Origin of the sequence: Dyella lipolytica, from assembly GCF_030160075.1 — a bacterium.
GTDB lineage: Bacteria > Pseudomonadota > Gammaproteobacteria > Xanthomonadales > Rhodanobacteraceae > Dyella_B > Dyella_B lipolytica.
The window spans coordinates 826,102-843,726 of the sequence record NZ_BSNQ01000009.1 but is presented as its reverse complement, the minus strand read 5'-3'; the positions used below and the strand labels follow the sequence as shown (position 1 = coordinate 843,726).

Genomic DNA, 17,625 nt, shown 5'->3' with positions numbered 1-17,625 from the left:
TGTCAAGAGACGGGCACAACGCGTTCCACCAGCCACTGACGCAGCGCGCCGTCTTCAGCCGCCAACGGCTCTGCTGAAGCCGATCGCCGCAACATGGTCGATAGCGCAGGCGGCACGTCGATAGGGTGCCCGATCAAAGGTTCCACCACGCTCTCAAACTTCGCCGGATGCGCCGTCGCCACGACCGCCCATGGCAGGTTGTCGCCGGACGCGCGCAGCTGATCCAGCAGATGCATGGCTGTTGCCGTATGCGGGCAGAATACTTCGCCGTGTTCACGTGCATGCAAGGCAATGGTCGTGCGGATCGTGTGATCGTCTACGCTGCTTGCCTGCAACTGCGTTCGACATTCGTGGGCGTCAGGGAGTGTCCAGCGTAGACGCTCGAAGTTGCTCGGTGCACCGACATCCATCGCATTGGCTAGCGTGGCGACAGCGTCGCGCGGTGCATAGTCGCCGCCTGCAAAAAAATCCGGAAGCGTGGCGTTGGCGTTGCAGGCGAGCCGTATCTGGCCCACAGGCAGGCCCATCGAGCGAACCCATAGCGCCGCCAGCGCATTGCCGAGATTCCCGGTCGGCACGATCAGATTCAGCGGTTCTCGATGTTCGTGCCACCACGCCAGGGATGCGTGCGCGTAATAGCTCATCTGCGGCAACAATCGTCCAAGACTGATGCTGTTGGCTGAGGAAAGTGGCGAGTGCGCTTGCAGTGCCGTATCGCTCAACGCGGCTTTCACCATGCGCTGGCAGTCATCGAAGCGGCCTTGCACGCGCAAGGCCCGCACGTTGTCGCCGAAGCAGCCAAGCTGATGCGCCTGTCGCGGCGATACACGACCATCCGGGTACAAAATGACTACGTCAATGCCCGGCTGTTGATGAAACGCCGCACCGACGGCCGCACCAGTGTCACCGGATGTCGCCACCAGAATGGTAAGCGGTTGCGTGGCATGCTTACGCAAGCGCCGCATGCATGCGGCTAGAAAGCGCGCGCCGACGTCCTTGAAGGCCGCAGTCGGTCCGTGGAACAGCTCAAGCACGGAGGTTTTGGGATGCTGCGGCAACGCGCGTAACGGCGTCGGAAAGGTCAACGCTTCCGCACAGATCGAGGGTAGTTCGCTGGCGAGTGCGTCGCCGGCGAAAAATGGCGTGAGCAACGTCGCGGCCGTATCGGCCAGTGTTCCTGCAGGGTCGAACGTTTCCGGATCTAATGTCGGCAAGTATTCGGGCACATACAGACCGCCGTCTGGTGCGAGTCCTGCAGACATTGCTTCGCTGAGTGTCGCCGCATGGCTCGCGTTGCGGGTGCTGGGATAATGCAAGGCCACACTCATGCCTGTTCACTCGCGTCGATGGAAGGAATCAGCGACGCAGCGGGTCCGTCCACGGGGGCAACGAAGCTATCGCTATCCAAGCCCGCCTCGGCAAACGCGCTGCGCATTGCCTCCGCGGCAGCTTCAGCCTCGGCACGATGTTCAAACCAGCCAAACACGCTGGGGCCGCCGCCGGAAATGCTCGCACCCATCGCCTTGTGATCCAGCGCCGCTTGTTTGACGCGCGCGAAGTTCGGCACCAATGGCGCGCGGCGCGGTTCGATCAGCACATCTTTCAGTCCTTCGCGCACCAGTTCGGCTTCGCCGCGCCAGCAACCGGCGAGCACCAGTGCGAGGTTGGCCGATTGCGCTACGAATTCGCCCAACGCGTAGTCACCGACCAGCGCTGCGCGGGCCTTGCGCGTTTCCAGCACGACGTGCGGATGCACCAACGCGCAGTGCCAAGTCGGTGGTACCGGAATACGCAACAGGCGATCGCGCGTGGCTATCACTAAACCGCCAAGCAGCATCGGCCCCACGTTATCGCCATGACGGCCGCCACTGGCGACCGCTTCGCCTTCCAGCGCGAAACCGTACAGCGATTCGCGCGAAAGCGGCCGCTCCAACAATGCGTTGGCGGCAACCAAAGCCGCGACGCAGGATGCCGCAGAGCCTCCCATGCCCGAACCGAGCGCGATGCCCTTGTGCAGCGACAGCTCGAAACCGTGCTGCAAACCCAGCGCCTTGCGTAGCGCCAACAGCGCCATGCCTGCTGTGTTCTGCGCGGCATCGATGGGAAGCACTTCGACGCAGCCATGGATGCCGGCAATACGTACGGTTGCTGTATCGATGCGCCGCACTTCGACGCGATCCGCCGCACCCGCGATGCAATGGCCGAGGATATCGAAGCCCACGCCGACATTGCCCACGCTGGCATGGGCGATCGCAGAAGCGGATTGCAGGCGTTGCGGGGGCATGGCGGCCTTTGCGGCAAGTGGGGTGTTCATGCGCGCACCTCCAGCGATTCGGCGATGCGCAATAGGTCGGCGAAAACTCCGGCGGCAGTCACTTCCGGGCCGGCACCGGGGCCTTGCACCAGCAACGGATTATCACGGTAACGCTGCGTGTGGAATTGCACGATGTTATCCGTAAGGCGCGTGTGCGCGAAGGCATGCGAGGATGGCAGTACGTGCAGGCGAACCTGGGCGTGTCCGTCGCGGTCGAGGCTGGCGACATGCCGCAATACGCCGTGCTCGCCGTGGGCCAGTGCAAGCCGTTCGGCCATCGGTTCGTCGAGTTCATCCAGCCGCTCCATAAAACTTTCCAACGGCAGCTCGGCCAAGTGCTGCGGCACCAGACTTTCCACCGCGACGTCCTGTAGCGATAGCGGCCAGCCGGCCTCGCGCGCCAGGATCACCAGCTTGCGCGCCACGTCGGTGCCGGACAGATCGTCACGAGGATCGGGTTCGGTATAACCCAGCGCATGCGCCTCGCGCAGCAGGGTGGAGAAGGGGCGTTTGCCGTCGTACTGGCAGCACAGCCACGCCAGGGTGCCGGAGAACATGCCTTCGACGGAGAGCAGCTGATCACCGGTATCGAGCAAGTCGCGCAGTGTTTGCACCACCGGTAAGCCTGCGCAGACGGTCGCTTCATAGCGAAACCTTCCGCCGTGATGACTCGCGGCACGAATGGACTGCCAGCGCGATAGCGGGCCACTGCTGGCCACCTTGTTCGGCGTCACCACGTGCAAGCCGGAGGCCAGCCAGTAGGGATATTGCGACGCCACCGTTTCGCTTGCGCTGCAGTCGATCAGCATCGCATGGCGTTGATCCTCACCGCGGATATAGGCGGCGAACTGATCCAGGTCGGTAGGTCGCCAGGTCTGCGCGCAATCATGACGCGCGTTGAGTTCGGGATCGTCGCAATCGAGCCACATGCGGCGGCTGGCGGCGACACCGCAGAGCTTCAGTTCCAGTCCGGCTTCGCGGGAAAGCCGCTCCTGCGCCGCGCGCAATTGGGCCAGCAGCACGCTGCCGACTCGTCCGGGGCCAATCAAGCCGATCGCCAGAGTTCGACGGCGCGAACTGGCTGCCTGCAGCGGCGGCAGACGGTGCGGGAGTTCGGCAATGAGTGGTAATGCACAGCTGTCCATGGTGGCCTCCGGTTGAGGCCCCTGCTCGCTGGCGGTTCGGTGTGTGCCGGCCCGCCTCTTCGAGGGCGGGGCCGTTGCGTATGAGAACTTACTCGCGCACAGACACCACCCGGTAGCCGGTTGTACCGGTTCCGGTTGTGGTCGTCATCGTGGCGATAATCGATGCAGCCGAGATACCCGCCCGCCCGGTGTGGACCGGGGCGAAATGCATGCGTGCTGGCGCGGATAGCGGCGACATGGTTCCGAAGATAGGCGCGTGCCGGAGCTGCTGTCAATCTGTTCGCTAATGAAACAATGGCATGTCGGTGTTACACCTGCGCTTTGGAAAGCAGGCATCGTAACCCTGCTGTCATTCCGGCATGCGCCGGAATGACGCTTGTATTACTCGAATATAGTCAGTGCGAAAGGTCGATCGCGTAGACCGCTGTGCCGTCGCCGTTGTCCCTGAGCTGGCGAATATGACGCAACCCATCGGCTTCCGCGACGGCCTGTTTGTCGCTGGCTGCTGTGAACACCACCATGCTGCGGGTCTTCAGGCGAGCGAAATGCCACGACGCGTGCGGTAAATCCTGCGCGTTAAGTGTGGGGTGCGATTGCAACCAGCGCGCGAGAATTTCGCGCGTGCCATCGGGCGATGCCAGCACGACGTTATTGCCGTCCAGTCCGGGGAAGTGACCCCCACCGCTGGCGCGATAATTGTTGGTCACCACCACAAACGTCTGCGACGGCGTGACGCGTTTGCCGTGATAGGTCAACTTCTCGATACGCTGACCGATCGGCTTCGACACATCGATGGTGTAGGCGATACCACCCTGGATCTGGTCGAAGTTGAAGCCGGCATACTTGTCGTTGATCAGCGCTTGTTCGCCGCTGGCGTTGGGATCGATGCGGTTGAAGCGCTCGGCGGATTTTTCCAGCCATGCCTTGAGCCCGGCGCCGTTGATCTTCACCGCGCTCAACGTATTCGGATAGAAGTACAGGTCGGCCGCGCTGCGTAGCGTGAGCGGGCCGGGTAGTACGTCGGTGTAGTCGTCCGGGCCGCCGAAGCCGCTGCGGAACGCCGCAGCCGACCCCAGCACCGGCACCTTGGCGAGTTCCGGATGCGCGGAGGATAGTTCCTGGTGTGCATAGTCGATCTGCGCGGCATTCACTGGTGCGAGTGCCGTCATATCGCCCTCATCGGCAAAGTAGCTGCTCATACGCACCGTGCTTTGGCCGATCGGCGTGTTCACATAGTCGATGGCAGCCTGCTGCACCTTGCCGACGACCTGCGGCACCTGCGGATCGGCGGCGACGCAATGGGACGTCGAGTCAGCGGGTTTGCCTGCCCCGGCCATTGGCGGACAGATCGGCCATACCTGGCTAAAAGTCTTGGTTTTGTCGATCGTCCAACGATCCTGCTGGTGCACCAATGCGAGTCGGATGACGCCGAGATCCTTGCCGAAGAAGCCGCCCATCACCGCAGGAACGCCGCGCACGAAACCGCGCTGGTCATCCACATCCTGCATGTGCGCGAAACGCGGGCCCGGGAAATCGGTGTGCTCGTGACCCAGCAGCAGCACGTCGATACCCGGCACACCGGCCAGGTACCAGCCGCCGTTTTCCATATCGGAGGTGTACGGTGCCATGTTCATGCCGCCATGCAGGATCGCGATGACCAGATCGGGGTGCTGCGCTTCGATCTCGGGCATGTATTTCTGCGCCGCTTCGACCACGCCCGTCACCGTGACCTTGCCTTCCAGATTCTGCTTGTCCCATTGCATGATCGTCGGCGGGGTAAAGCCGATGATGGCGATCTTGAGCGGCACGCTGATCTGGCTGCCATCCGGCGTGAAAGCCGCCATGTTGCGCTTGATCATCGTCCACGGTTTGAAGATCGGTTGGCCATCGCGGGCGCTATTCACGTTGGCCAGCACCAGTGGGTAATGCGGGCCGATGCAGCGCTGCGAGCCCGCGCCATCCACATTCATCGGTGTGCCGGTGACCTGCGAGAGGAACGGCAGGCCATAGTTGAATTCGTGGTTGCCGATGGTGCCGCCGTCGTAGCCGATGGCATCCATTGCCTGATAGATCGCAAGTTCCTGCCCGCAGTCCACCTTCTGTACCTGCGCCTGGTAATCGGCCAGCACGCTGCCCTGGATGGTGTCGCCGGCGTCGAACAGCAGGCTGTTGGTGAACTGGCTGCGCGCTTTGCGTATCAGCGTCACCGTGCGCTCGAAGCCCAGCGTCGGATCGGCTTTCTGCTTGTAGTAGTCGTAGCTAAGGATGTTGGAATGCAGGTCGGTGGTTTCCAGCACCGCTACGTCTGCGCGCAAGCCATCCGGAAGTGTTCGCGGCTGAGGAGAATGCGGCTGGCTGGCGCAGCCGGCGAGCAGGAGCGCGGTAAAAAGAGCGGCAAGGCGAGAAGAGCGCAGAGACATGGGGGTTCCGTCTTGGGCGTGCAGGGCCTGAACCTAACAGATATGAATGACCGTTCGCTGCCTAGACAGAGCTTTTTGACGATAAAAAGGCTCTAAAATGACGACACTTTGACAATCACAACATGACGTCCCGCTCCACGAAGCGGCGCCGCACCAGGGGGACACCGCACATGCCGTCGATTCCGTTTCGCGCATCGCGAAACCGCACGACTATGGTCTGCGCCATGGCGTTCTTCGCCATCTGCGTTTGGTTTACTGCGTGGCAGGAGCCGCTGCTGGAGCAACGCGGCTTCGTCTTCGCGTTGATGGTGTGCGTCTTCGGCGCGACGTTGTTCGTGTTTGCACGACTGGCCTTTGCGCTCGTCGTCAGTGGCGGACTGTTCTTGCTGCTGCGCGCGATTACGGTACTCAAACAGGAGTATCTGGAATCGCCACTGATGCCGGCGGACTTCGTTTATTATGTGCGCTCCAGTCTGTTCGAAACACTGCGTCGTTATCCGAACCTCTACAGCGTCGGCATCTGCGTGTGCATCGCCGTGCCCATCGTGCTGTGGCTGGCCTGGTATGGCGATCGGCGACTTTTTTCCCGTTTGCGCGCCTTGTCGCAGATCGTGTTGCGCGTGGGCGGCATCGCGCTCTGCGCGCTGGTATTCTGGATCTGTCTGCTGCCTTCCGGTCCGTTTGCGCAGGTGCATGCGCGCGGCGTGTGGGACAAGATGTCCGACGATGCGCAGCTGACCAACTTCTTCGTCAACCTGCGCGATTCCAACGTGCACTTGCCCGCCATGGCTGGCGACGAAGCCGCCGAGCGCGACTGGCAGGCTACCGCGACAGCCACGTCGGCGACGGTCGATCCGAGCCAGTATCCCGACATCGTGCAGGTGCTGGAAGAAAGCACCTTCGATCCAGCACCCTACACGCATTGCACCGTGCCCGAATGCGATCTGGCGATGTTCAAGTCCGATGCGCGTACGCGCGGCACGGGCGTGATGCGCGTGCATACCTTCGGCGGTGGTACCTGGGTCAGCGAATTCGCCGCGCTGACCGGCATGCCGCAGGATATCTTCGGGCCCGGCGGCATGTACGCGCCGTATGTGCTCGCACCGCACGTGCGCAATTCGCTACCGCTGCTGCTGCGCCGGCTCGGTTATCTCACCGTGGCGATTTATCCCACCAATGCGATCTTCCTTAACGGACGCGATGCCTATAAGGCTTACGGTGTCGATCATTTCTACGGTGCGGGAGAGCTGGGCCTCGACGACTGGGACGAAACCGATGCGCAGATGTTCGCTGCCGCCAAACGCGTCTACGACAAGGTAAAGAAGCCGGGCCAGCCCGTGTTCGTCATGATCCTCACGATCAACCAGCACGGGCCGCATGACGATCCCATGTCGACCTTGCCGAAGCAGTTCCAGAATCTGCTGCAAGGACTGCCGGATGCGACCGCGCTCAACTTCGATACTTATCTGCAGCGTCTGCACGATTCGGATGCGGCGATGAAAGGGTTGGAGCACGATTTTCTCGACCGCGCGCAGCCGACGGTGCTGGTGCATTTCGGCGATCATCAGCCGTCGTTCGATGATCTGATGCGTACGTTGCCGCGCACGCTGCCGCCAGCGCTGGTGCCGTATCAGGACTATCTGACGTATTACATGATCAAGAGCAACGTGCCTGGTGCGCCGCTGCCGACCTATCCGATGCTGGATATCGCGCACCTGCCGGGCATGGTGTTGAAAGCGTCGGGGTTGCCGATGGATCCGTATTTTTCCGCGCTGACCTCATTGCGGGAGCGCTGCAACGGCTTGTATGCCGATTGTGCGGACAAGCAGCTCGTGCAGTCGTATTACGCGTGGATCTTCAACCGGCTGCACGTGTATCAGTGATCGGAAGGAGCTTGCTCGCCAAGTGGCGAGCAAGCTCTCAGCAATACCGGTCGGCAAGCCGATCGGTCGCTTCCACCAGCACATCCGCGATCGCCGGTTCCGACGCTGCATGTCCGGCCAGAACGATGCGCAGATCCGCTTCGGGCCACACGGCAGCCAGATCGCAGGCGTTTTTCGCTGGACAGATAATGTCGTAACGGCCGTGCACGATCACGGTTGGGATGTGCCGTAGTTTCGCGACATCGCGCAACAGTTGATTCGGTTCGAGGAAAGCCTGGTTGCGGAAATAATGCGCTTCGATACGCGCAAGGCTCAGTGCCACCTCCGGCGCAGCGAAGCTGGCTTCGGTTTCGGGACTTTCTTCGAGCGTGATGCCACCGCCTTCCCACGCGCCCCATGCTTTGGCGGCGGCCAGCCGCACGGTTTCGTCATCGCTGGTCAGACGTCGCCAATAGGCATCGAGCATAGTGTGGCGTTCTTCGACGGGAATGGCCGCCGCATAGCGCTGCCACTTCTCCGGCAAGATCCATGATGCGCCGCCTTCCTCGTAATACCAGCGGACCTCTTCCGGCCTACACAGAAAGATGCCGCGCAGCACCAGGCCAAGCACGCGTTCGGGATGTGCCTGCGCATACGCCAGCGCCAGCGTGGAACCCCACGAGCCGCCGAACACCGCCCAGCGCTCGATCTCGAATTGTTCGCGGATCGTTTCGATGTCGGAGACCAGATGCCAGGTGGTGTTATCGGTGAGATCGGCGAAGGGTGTGGAACGCCCCGCGCCGCGTTGGTCGAACAACACGATGCGATAGCGTGCCGGATCGAAGAAGCGTCGGTGATAGGGCGACAGACCGGCCCCGGGACCACCATGCAGGAACACGACGGGCAACCCTTGCGGGTTGCCGCACTCCTCGACGTACAGCGTATGCCCGCCGCCTACCGCGATCCGATGCGTGCGATAGGGCTCTATTTCGGGATACATCGTGCGCATGGTCGAGTGATCCAGGGTGCGGGGGCAGATGCATCAGGCAAGGGCGGCATGACGCGGCGGGTTTTCCGAGCGATCGCGCACAGGGCTGACGTGGAGCTTACTGTTTTGCCTAACGCCGACCAAACGGCAGAAACGTTCATCGCGCATTAGCCCAAATCGTTCGACGGCATAGGCATACTCGGGCCGTTTCCACGGACGTAAGGCCGGGCGGCGCACACTATGCCGGCTTGCCTCACACCGCACCTGGCGAATAGGGGGGAAGCCGATGGTTTTCCCGTGGCACGTATCGGAAGGAGTGATCTCTTGAGTAAACCATATTCACCCAGCCTGGCTGTCGCTACGGGTTTGTGCGCAAGCATGTTGGCGCTGGCTGCGTGCAATCAGCAGCAGGCCCCCAATACCGCTAACGCACCGGCATCGTCTGCCACTGCCGCGGGACAGCAGCAAGCCGCTGCCTACACGCCGCCGACTGCGGATCAGCTGTACCAGATGGTCGCGCCCATCGCGTTGTTTCCAGACAAGCTGGTTGCTCAGGTATTGGCCGGATCGACGTATCCGGACCAGATCACCGCGGCGCAGAACCTACTCACGCAGAATCCGAACCTGAAAGGCGACCTCCTGCAGGCGGCGGTCGAACCGCAAAGCTGGGATCCCAGCGTGAAGGGGCTGACACAATTTCCGTCCGTGCTGGGCCAGATGGCGCAGAACATTCAGTGGACCACCGCGTTGGGCCAAGCCTATGTGAATGATCCGACCGACGTGCTCAATGCCATCCAGGTGATGCGCCAGCGCGCGACCGCGCATGGCAACTTGCGCAGTTCGGCGCAGCAGCAGATCAACACACAGCCGGTACAGCAGGTGGCGCAACCCGAAGACGCGAACGGCTATGCCGACAACGGCAATGAGCCGCCCGTGTATGACGGCCCCGCCGTGGTGCCGCCGCCGGCGCAGATCATCCAGATTGAGCCGGCGCAATCGGATGCGGTCTATGTGCCCAGTTACGATCCGCAGACGGTCTACGGCGGGGACGTGCCGGTCTATCCCAGCTATCAATATGAGCAACCGTCTTACAGCACGGGCGAAGTGATCGCGGTGGGTGCGGTGGCGTTTGGCGCTGCCATCATCGTCGGCTCGATGCTCGACCATCATCGTGAAGGCGGCTGGCATTCTTGGGGGATGAACTGGGGCGGCCGCGGTGGAGACAACGGCGGCGGTTATGACGGTGGCGGCGGCGGTTGGCATCGCCCGGCGGTGGTCTACAACAACCAGACCTATGTGTCGCGTTCGACCACGGTGGTCAATCGTTATACCAATATCACCAACAACCGTTACAACACGGTCAATAACAACACGGTCAATAACAACACGAACAACATCAACAACAGCCGCACGTTCAACAACACCAATAACAGCACGAATAACACCAGCAACGTCACGAACAACATCAACAACAGTCGTAATCAGTTCAACCGCAACGTCACGAATAACGTTACCAACAACACCGACAACCGCCAGTTCAACAGCCATAACGCCACTAATAACAATCAACGTCCGGCGCAGCCGATGAGCATGCCGAACTTCGGGCGTGCGGGATATCCGCCGGCAGCGGCACCGCATGTCGCTCCTGAGGTGAATCCGACGGCGTCAGCGCGCCCGGCGCAGGCTCCGCATCCGGCGCAGATGCCTCATCCGAATGTGGTGCATCAGCCGCCGCCGAACCAGCCGGCTCCGGCGCGTCCGGCCGTTGCGCCGCGACCGCAAGAGTCATTCCGGCAGCCGACACCGGCATTCCACCCGGCACCGCAACCGCAGCCGCAACCGGCGCCACGTCCGGCACCGCCGCAGGAGCGTCCGCAACCGGTGTTCCATCCCGCGCCACAACCGGCGTTCCACCCGGCACAACCGCCAGCGTTCCATCCTGCGCCGCCGCCGGCACCGCGTCCCGCACCTGCCCCGCAGCCGATGCAGCGTCCTGCACCGCCACCTGTGCAGCACGCGCCGCCCCCGCCGCCTCCGCGTCCACAGCCGCAGCCGCAAGCACATCCGGCGCCGCCCCAGCATCAACCGCCGCCGCCGCCGAAGAAGAAGGACGAATCCCAGCATTGATGCAAAGGATCTCTTTGCGCTTCGGCGCAAAGAGATCTGTGGCGAGGCGGTTATGGCGACAGAATGCAGCGCCGCCTAACGCGAAGACGATGCATCAATCCTGCGATAACGCGCGCGCGGCATCCCACATCGTGCGCGTTATCGGGCGGTTTGCATGCGGTGTCTGCAGCACGATCAACGTTGTCGTGCTGATGCTGGGATGAATCTTCAGCAGACGATCGAGCACGGCTTCCAGATGCGTGATCGACATCGCCACGATGCGTAGCAGAGCGGAATCCTCGCCGGCGAGACGACGGCAATCGAGCACTTCTGGCACGTCCGCGACAATTTTCCCGATGCGCGCGCAAATGCCGCCATCGCAACGCAGGCGCACCATCGCATCAATGCCGTAGCCGAGCCGCTTCGGATCGACTACCGCCCGATAACCCGTGATGACGCCCGCTTCTTCCAGCCGCTTCACTCGCTCGGCCACGGCGGGGGCGGACAACCGCACCTTGCGGCCCAGCTCGGCATAGCCCAGGCGGGCGTCGTGCTGCAGGGCTTCCAATAGTTGCCAATCCTTATTGTCCCAATCGGGTTTCGATTCGTAAGTCATAGGCATAGAGTGATATTTCGATCGACGGCGAAACATGGGGGTTGGCTATGAGGCCATTATTCCTCGGTATGCACGGCAACGCTAGGATTCACACATTCCTTCCCCACGGAATAGCTCCATGGACAGCACTGAGCGCCTCGACGGGCGCGCCCTGATTTACATCGCTATCGCTTTGCTCACGTGGTCGTCGGCGTACGCTGCGATCGCCTATGCCCTCGCGTCGTTCACGCCCGGCGAAGTGGCGCTGGCGCGGCTTGCCATCGGTTCGTTGTGTTTCGCCCTGTTGCTATGGGTCAAACGTGTGCCGCTACCGCAACGCAGCGATTGGTTACAGCTCGCCCTGCTGGGCGTGTGCGGCCTTACCGTTTATCACTTGTGCCTCAACTATGCCGAAACGCGCATCGCCAGCGGCACGGCGGCCATCCTGATTTCGCTGGTGCCCGCAGCGACCGCCACGTTATCGGCATTCTGGATCGGCGAGCGGATTGGCGTGCGCAGGGTGATAGGGCTTGGTGTGGCGTTGATTGGCGTGGTGCTGGTGGTGCTTACCAGCGGCAAGCAGGTGACATTCCAGCCGATGGCGGCGCTCGTGCTAGTTAGCGTCATCGCCTGCGCCATCTTCTTTGTCGGACAGAAGCCGCTATTTGCACGCAACAACATGATCGGCGTTACCGCGTTTACATTCTTCGCCGGTACGTTGGCCACGATACCGTTCGGGCTCGGATTGCCGCGCGCTCTTGCCGCGGCGCCTTGGTCGCATATCGCCGCATTGCTATGGCTTGGGATCGCGCCGACCTTCGTGGGCTATCTGACCTGGAACGCGGCATTGCGGCGTGCATCGGCTTCGCAAGTGTCGAGCTTTATCTACTTCTCTCCGCCTATTGCCGTATTGATCGGTTGGGTGTGGCTGGGCGAGCAGCCGGGTTGGCTGACCCTGATCGGTGGTGCGATCACCGTGGGCGGTGTCGCCCTGGCCAATGCACGTCGCAGCGCTGCAGTGCCGTCGGCGGTTACGTCGACCGCGGTCAAGCAAGTTTGCGAACCATGACGCATATCCGGTTGATCGATTCAGCACGGCAGTTGCCGGAAGCCTAGTCTTCTAGCATCGTGTCGAAATTTAGTAGCGCCAACCTCAAGCTAGTGCGCATGAGCGCGGCTGCTTATCCGCAGGAACACTTGGACATCTGATTGCGCTGCATCTTCGGAGAGAAAATCCATGTACACGCTCTACATCGCCAACAGAAATTACTCGTCTTGGTCGCTGCGCCCGTGGATATTGCTGAGTGAGCTAGGCATTCCCTTCGAAGAAAAGATCACGCCATTTCAGCGTGGCACCTCATCGAGCTGGACAGCGTTTCGCGCTTTTTCACCCACCGGCAAAGTGCCTTGCCTGCACGACGGCGACACCACGGTATGGGATTCGCTGTCCATCGCCGAATACGTGGCTGAACATCACCCAGGCGTATGGCCGGCCGATCCGCGTGCGCGGGCTTGGGCACGCAGTGCAGCGGCGGAGATGCATTCGGGCTTCGACGCATTGCGTTCGCACTGTCCGATGAACTGCGGTATCCGCTTGCAGTTGAACGCAACGCCGCCGGCTTTGGCGCGCGACATTGCGCGCGTGCAGGAATTATGGAACGAAGGTTTGCAGCAATTCGGCGGCCCGTATCTCGCAGGCGCCGCGTTTACCGCCGTCGATGCGTTCTATGCGCCGGTCGTGTTCCGTATACAGAGCTATCGACTGGCCATGGACGCTGCCACACAGGCCTACGTGCAACGCATACTTGCACTTCCTTCCATGCAGCGCTGGTACGACGCGGCACTGAAAGAAACCTGGCGCGATCCCGATCACGAAGAGGAGACCTTGCGCCAAGGTACGTTGCTGGAGGATCTGCGGGTGGCCTGACCGCCCGCTATGAGGACTGACTCTTAAAGCTTATACGCCCGATGGATCGCGACAATCCCGTTGCTGAGGTTGCGCACTTCAACGCGACCGAAGCCGGCGCGTTCCATCATGCCCTTGAGCGTTTCCTGATCCGGATGCTTGCGGATCGATTCGGCCAGATACTGGTAGCTGTCCGCGTCCCCGGCGAACAGCTTGCCCAGCTTGGGTAGCACCTGGAACGAGTGGAAGTCGTAGAGCTTGCTGAACAACTCGCTCTGCACCCTGGAAAATTCCAGCACCAGGGCGCGGCCGCCGGGTTTGAGCACGCGGCAGATATCGGCCAGCGCCTTGTCCTTGTCCGTGACATTGCGCAGTCCAAAGGCCATGGTCACGGCGTCGAAACTGTTGTCGGGGAAGGGCAGCGCTTCGGCGTTCAACTGCGTCCAGCGCAGACCCGCCACCAGGCCGCGGTCGGTGAGGCGATCGCGGCCCACAGTGAGCATGGCGGCGTTGATATCGCCCACGACCACATCGCCTTCTTCGCCGACGACCGGTTTGATCAGCGCGGCGATGTCACCCGTGCCGCCCGCCAGGTCCAGCACACGGTCGCCGCGGCGGATGCCGCTGACGGCTACGAAGTGGCGCTTCCACAGGCGGTGAACGCCGAACGACATCAGGTCGTTCATCAGATCGTAGTTGCGGGCGACCGAGGTGAAGACCTGGCCGACCAGTTTTTGCTTTTCCCCGACCGGAACGTCGCGGAAGCCGAAGTGGGTAGTGGGCTGCTCGCTCATGCCGGCATGGTACAGGAAGGCGGGTGTGGATAAGGGAAGGTTATCCGGCGCCTATACGACATAAAGGGCTGCTGATCCGCAGCTTCCGATCGTTTGCGAGATCGCAAGGCATCGATAGACGTCGATGCCTTGCGGTTAGCGAATGCGTCCAGTCAATGCGTGTCATCGGAAACACGCAGCAGCAGCTTGCCCCTGTTGCTGCCCTCGAACAGTTTGTTCAATACGAGCGGTGCGTTTTCCAGGCCATCTTCGATGGTTTCCTCGGCCTTGATGCGACCGCTCTGAACCCAGCCCACCAGTTCCTGCGCAGCCTTGTGCGTATCGGCGTAGTCGAAGGCGAGGAAGCCGCGCACGGTGAGCCGTTTGACGATGATGATGCTGTAGTCGGCGCCCGGGCGCGTATCGCTGGTGTAGTTGGCGATCAGCCCGCAGAGCGCCACGCGACCGCCGTTGACCATGCGCGACAACACGGCGCGCATCACGGCGCCGCCAACGTTTTCGAAGTTCACGTGCACGCCGTCTGGCGTGGCATCGGCCAAGGCCTGTTTCCAGTCGTCGGCCTTGTAGTCGACGGCGGCGTCGAAGCCAAGGTCTTCGACCAGGTGGCGACATTTGTCAGGGCCGCCTGCAATGCCCACAACGCGCGCGCCGCGCAATTTGCCGATCTGGCCGGCGATCGAACCTACCGATCCTGCGGCGGCGGAGACCACCAAGGTTTCGCCCGGTTGTACGGGTGCGATCTCGGTGAGACCGTAATACGCCGTGATACCGCTGAAGCCGCAGGCACCGAGCAAGGTGGGCAGCGGCACGGATGGATGCGGCGGCAGCTTGACGTAATCCTTGCGGCGACGGTCGTCGATCACGGCGTAGTCCTGCCAGCCCACAAGGCCTTGCACCAGATCGCCTTCGGCAAAGTGCGCGGATTTCGATGCGACCACACGGCCAAGACCCAAGGCACGCATCACTTCGCCGATCGCTACGGGCGGCATGTACTGAGGAATATCGCTCATCCACACGCGATTGGTGGGATCCATCGACAGGTACAGCACACGCACGAGAAACTCGCCTTCCTTGAGTTCGGGAACGGGCTGCTGCTGTAGATCAAAGTCTTCGCGCTTGACCAATCCTTCGGGGCGGGTCTTGAGGCGCAGCTGGCGATTGACAAGAGACATGGCGAAATGACCTGTGAGAAGGGCGATTAAACAGCGCAAGCGCCGCCGTCGATGACGAGTTCGGCCGCGGTGACGTAGCGGCTTTCGTCGGAGGCGAGATATAGCACGGCATAGGCGACGTCATCGGGTTCACCGAGGCGACGCATGGGAATGCCGCGCGTGAGTTTACGCGTAGCTTCCTCTTCGCCAAGTGCTGCAAAGAATGGTGCCACGATACCAGTGCGAATAAAGGCCGGATGGATCGAATTGCAGCGCACGTCGATCTTCTGCCGCGCGCAATCGACCGCCACCGATTTGGTCAACATCGCAACCGCTGCTTTGGAGGTGTTGTAGGCGGTGTAATCCGGATCGACCTTGAAAGCGGCCAGCGAAGAAATGTTCACGATCGACGCAGGTTGCTGCTTGCGAAGGAACGGGAGGGCGTACTTGCAGCCGAGCAGAATACTTTCAACGTTGATACCCATCACGCGGCGCCATTCCTTCAGCTCGATCTGCTCCACGCTGCCCAGCGAGCCGATGCCGGCGTTGTTCACCAGCACCGACAGGCCGCCCATGGTTTGCGCCGCCTCGGCCAGCAATCGCTGCCAAGTCGCTTCGTCCCGTACGTCCTGCACGGCGGACCATGCGACCTGCGCACCGAGTTCGCGGTTGATGTCTTCGGCGACCGCGCCGAGCGCTTGCTCGTCGATATCGGTGATGAAAACTTTGGCACCATGCCGGGCCAGCATGCGCGCAGTAGCTGCGCCCAGACCTCCGGCTGCACCGGTGACGAAAGCGCACTTGCCTGCAACGCGTTGTGCGGAAACATGGGTCATGTGGGTATCCAAGAGTTCAAACGCTGAGATAGCCGCCGTCGACGTTCAACACCGCGCCGGTGGTGTAGGACGCTGCATCGGAAGCGAGATAGAGCACGGCGCCCGCCATTTCCGAAGGCTGCGCCACGCGCCGCATCGGCACGTGCGCCAATGCGTGTTTGAGGATGGCCGGCGTATTGACCAACACCGAGGCGAACTTGGTATCGGTCAAACCCGGCAGCAATGCGTTGCAGCGCACGCCGGATTCGGCGCACTCAACGGCAAACGCTTTGGTCATTGAAATGACGGCTGCCTTGGTGATCGAGTAGATGCCTTGCTGCATGCCCGGCACCACGCCGTTGACCGAAGCCACGTTAACGATCGAGCCACCGCCGTTCTTCGCCATTAACCGCGCGCCGTGCGTGGACATATAGAAGTAACCGCGGATGTTCACATCGACGGTTTTCTGGAAGATCGACGGCTCGGTATCCAGAATGTGGCCGAAGAAGGGATTGGTGGCCGCGTTGTTGACGAGGATGTCGAGGCGACCGTGCTTTTGTGCGACTTGCGCAAATAGCGCCTCAATGTGTTCCAGCTCGCCGATATGGCAGGCCATTGCTTCGGCCGAACCACCCGAGGCGGCGATCTCGTCGACCACCGTCTGACAATCGGCCTGCTTGCGGCTCGACACGATCGTGTGCGCGCCGTGTGCAGCCAGCAACTTGGCGATCTCGGCGCCGATGCCACGGCTGGCGCCGGTAACGATGGCGATTTTGCCGGTGAGGTCGAAGCTTGGCGATGTGGTCATGATCGGTCATTCCGGCGAAGTGAGAAGAGTTCAACGAAGCGTAACCAGATGCTGGTCTTCGGTCCGCTCCAAATGCGGCCACGCGTTGTAGGTGACGAGCGACGCACCCTGTTTTCCCAGGCGCAGTCGCGTGAGACTGGTATTCACCAGCGGCCAGCTGAGTTTGAACGTTTGCGCGGCAGGCGCTTCGGTGACGGTATTGGCAATCACCGCGATCGGCCCTCCCGAAGTAAATGCCCAGATCGTTTTTGCCTGATGATCTGCCAGCGTGCGCAAAGCCTGCAGCACGTTCCCGCGAAAGCGTGGCCAGGTGAGCGTGTAGTCGGCATCGTGTGCACCACTGATCCAGCGTGTAATCGCCGTAGCGAATAGCTTCTGGAAGGCGCGATGCGGATCGGGCGCCTGCTTCAGTTCGGCGCGCAGTGCATCGGGACCCTCAAGATCCGGGCGCAAACGGGCAAGCAGTTCCTGATGATCGACTTCGTCCAGTCCCTCTAAATGCAACAGCGGGCGATCGATGCGCGCGGATCCGAGACAGAGTTCGGCGGTACGCAAGTGACGTTGCCGAGGTCCCACGGCAACAAGTTCCGGTGTGGGACCACAACTGGCCAGCCACGCGCCGAGACGTTGCGATTGTTCTTCGCCCACGGGTGACAAGCGATCGTAATCCGCCGCCCTGAAGCTGGCCTGCCCGTGGCGGATCAGTAGCAGGCTGCGCATG

General features: G+C 61.8%; 15 protein-coding genes. 4 read left to right on the top strand and 11 right to left on the bottom strand.

The window, feature by feature from the left end; genetic code table 11:
* Positions 1-2: 2 nt before the first annotated feature.
* From thrC to QQL64_RS16870, 4 genes are all read right to left on the bottom strand, one after another.
* Positions 3-1,328 (bottom strand): threonine synthase, encoded by a 1,326-nt coding sequence (gene thrC / locus QQL64_RS16885; protein ID WP_284401733.1) that lies wholly within the window; start codon positions 1,326-1,328, stop codon positions 3-5.
* On the bottom strand, positions 1,325-2,314 hold the full coding sequence (locus tag QQL64_RS16880; protein WP_284401731.1) for a homoserine kinase: 990 nt from the start codon (positions 2,312-2,314) through the stop codon (positions 1,325-1,327). The genes thrC and QQL64_RS16880 overlap by 4 nt, the downstream gene beginning before the upstream one ends.
* Positions 2,311-3,459, bottom strand: a complete 1,149-nt coding sequence (locus QQL64_RS16875; protein WP_284401730.1) for a homoserine dehydrogenase family protein — start codon at positions 3,457-3,459, stop codon at positions 2,311-2,313. The genes QQL64_RS16880 and QQL64_RS16875 overlap by 4 nt, the downstream gene beginning before the upstream one ends.
* Before the next feature lie 395 nt (positions 3,460-3,854).
* Positions 3,855-5,879 (bottom strand): bifunctional 2',3'-cyclic-nucleotide 2'-phosphodiesterase/3'-nucleotidase, encoded by a 2,025-nt coding sequence (locus QQL64_RS16870; RefSeq protein WP_284401729.1) that lies wholly within the window; start codon positions 5,877-5,879, stop codon positions 3,855-3,857.
* Positions 5,880-6,103: 224 nt separating this feature from the next.
* On the opposite strand from QQL64_RS16870, the gene QQL64_RS16865 reads away from it, so the two are divergent.
* Complete coding sequence (locus QQL64_RS16865) at positions 6,104-7,762, top strand: LTA synthase family protein (RefSeq protein WP_284401727.1); 1,659 nt, start codon at positions 6,104-6,106, stop codon at positions 7,760-7,762.
* Between the two features lie 37 nt (positions 7,763-7,799).
* Here the strand turns inward: QQL64_RS16865 and pip are convergent, their stop codons facing one another.
* On the bottom strand, positions 7,800-8,750 hold the full coding sequence (gene pip, locus QQL64_RS16860; protein WP_284401724.1) for a prolyl aminopeptidase: 951 nt from the start codon (positions 8,748-8,750) through the stop codon (positions 7,800-7,802).
* Between the two features lie 303 nt (positions 8,751-9,053).
* On the opposite strand from pip, the gene QQL64_RS16855 reads away from it, so the two are divergent.
* Complete coding sequence (locus QQL64_RS16855; RefSeq protein ID WP_284401723.1) at positions 9,054-10,856, top strand: DUF3300 domain-containing protein; 1,803 nt, start codon at positions 9,054-9,056, stop codon at positions 10,854-10,856.
* Positions 10,857-10,950: 94 nt separating this feature from the next.
* Here QQL64_RS16855 and QQL64_RS16850 read toward each other — a convergent pair whose 3' ends face one another.
* Positions 10,951-11,457 (bottom strand): Lrp/AsnC family transcriptional regulator, encoded by a 507-nt coding sequence (locus QQL64_RS16850; protein WP_284401721.1) that lies wholly within the window; start codon positions 11,455-11,457, stop codon positions 10,951-10,953.
* Between the two features lie 112 nt (positions 11,458-11,569).
* Here QQL64_RS16850 and QQL64_RS16845 point away from each other — a divergent pair, with 112 nt between their 5' ends.
* Both QQL64_RS16845 and QQL64_RS16840 read left to right on the top strand, forming a co-directional pair.
* The gene (locus tag QQL64_RS16845; RefSeq protein ID WP_284401719.1) at positions 11,570-12,499 is read left to right on the top strand and encodes a DMT family transporter; all 930 of its coding nucleotides are present in this window, start codon (positions 11,570-11,572) and stop codon (positions 12,497-12,499) included.
* A gap of 168 nt (positions 12,500-12,667) precedes the next feature.
* On the top strand, positions 12,668-13,357 hold the full coding sequence (locus QQL64_RS16840; protein ID WP_284401717.1) for a glutathione S-transferase family protein: 690 nt from the start codon (positions 12,668-12,670) through the stop codon (positions 13,355-13,357).
* 23 nt (positions 13,358-13,380) lie between these two features.
* On the opposite strand, the gene ubiE is transcribed toward QQL64_RS16840, so the two are convergent.
* From ubiE to QQL64_RS16815, 5 genes are all read right to left on the bottom strand, one after another.
* The gene (gene ubiE / locus QQL64_RS16835; protein WP_284401715.1) at positions 13,381-14,130 is read right to left on the bottom strand and encodes a bifunctional demethylmenaquinone methyltransferase/2-methoxy-6-polyprenyl-1,4-benzoquinol methylase UbiE; all 750 of its coding nucleotides are present in this window, start codon (positions 14,128-14,130) and stop codon (positions 13,381-13,383) included.
* Between the two features lie 152 nt (positions 14,131-14,282).
* Complete coding sequence (locus QQL64_RS16830) at positions 14,283-15,302, bottom strand: NADP-dependent oxidoreductase (protein ID WP_284401713.1); 1,020 nt, start codon at positions 15,300-15,302, stop codon at positions 14,283-14,285.
* 26 nt (positions 15,303-15,328) lie between these two features.
* Entirely contained in the window at positions 15,329-16,117 is a 789-nt protein-coding gene (locus tag QQL64_RS16825) for an SDR family oxidoreductase (protein ID WP_284401712.1), read from the bottom strand.
* 16 nt (positions 16,118-16,133) lie between these two features.
* The gene (locus tag QQL64_RS16820; RefSeq protein ID WP_284401710.1) at positions 16,134-16,904 is read right to left on the bottom strand and encodes an SDR family oxidoreductase; all 771 of its coding nucleotides are present in this window, start codon (positions 16,902-16,904) and stop codon (positions 16,134-16,136) included.
* Between the two features lie 30 nt (positions 16,905-16,934).
* A complete protein-coding gene (locus QQL64_RS16815; protein ID WP_284401708.1) occupies positions 16,935-17,624 on the bottom strand; it encodes a histidine phosphatase family protein in 690 nt (229 codons plus the stop codon).
* Position 17,625 lies beyond the last annotated feature (1 nt).

Bases quoted from the DNA above. Each gene is read 5' to 3' on its own strand.
- thrC (WP_284401733.1), bottom strand. From the start codon at position 1,328: ATGAGTGTGGCCTTGCATTATCCCAGCACCCGCAACGCGAGCCATGCG.
- QQL64_RS16880 (WP_284401731.1), bottom strand. From the start codon at position 2,314: ATGAACACCCCACTTGCCGCAAAGGCCGCCATGCCCCCGCAACGCCTG.
- QQL64_RS16875 (WP_284401730.1), bottom strand. From the start codon at position 3,459: ATGGACAGCTGTGCATTACCACTCATTGCCGAACTCCCGCACCGTCTG.
- QQL64_RS16870 (WP_284401729.1), bottom strand. From the start codon at position 5,879: ATGTCTCTGCGCTCTTCTCGCCTTGCCGCTCTTTTTACCGCGCTCCTG.
- QQL64_RS16865 (WP_284401727.1), top strand. From the start codon at position 6,104: ATGGCGTTCTTCGCCATCTGCGTTTGGTTTACTGCGTGGCAGGAGCCG.
- pip (WP_284401724.1), bottom strand. From the start codon at position 8,750: ATGCGCACGATGTATCCCGAAATAGAGCCCTATCGCACGCATCGGATC.
- QQL64_RS16850 (WP_284401721.1), bottom strand. From the start codon at position 11,457: ATGCCTATGACTTACGAATCGAAACCCGATTGGGACAATAAGGATTGG.
- QQL64_RS16845 (WP_284401719.1), top strand. From the start codon at position 11,570: ATGGACAGCACTGAGCGCCTCGACGGGCGCGCCCTGATTTACATCGCT.
- QQL64_RS16840 (WP_284401717.1), top strand. From the start codon at position 12,668: ATGTACACGCTCTACATCGCCAACAGAAATTACTCGTCTTGGTCGCTG.
- ubiE (WP_284401715.1), bottom strand. From the start codon at position 14,130: ATGAGCGAGCAGCCCACTACCCACTTCGGCTTCCGCGACGTTCCGGTC.
- QQL64_RS16830 (WP_284401713.1), bottom strand. From the start codon at position 15,302: ATGTCTCTTGTCAATCGCCAGCTGCGCCTCAAGACCCGCCCCGAAGGA.
- QQL64_RS16825 (WP_284401712.1), bottom strand. From the start codon at position 16,117: ATGACCCATGTTTCCGCACAACGCGTTGCAGGCAAGTGCGCTTTCGTC.
- QQL64_RS16820 (WP_284401710.1), bottom strand. From the start codon at position 16,904: ATGACCACATCGCCAAGCTTCGACCTCACCGGCAAAATCGCCATCGTT.
- QQL64_RS16815 (WP_284401708.1), bottom strand. From the start codon at position 17,624: ATGCGCAGCCTGCTACTGATCCGCCACGGGCAGGCCAGCTTCAGGGCG.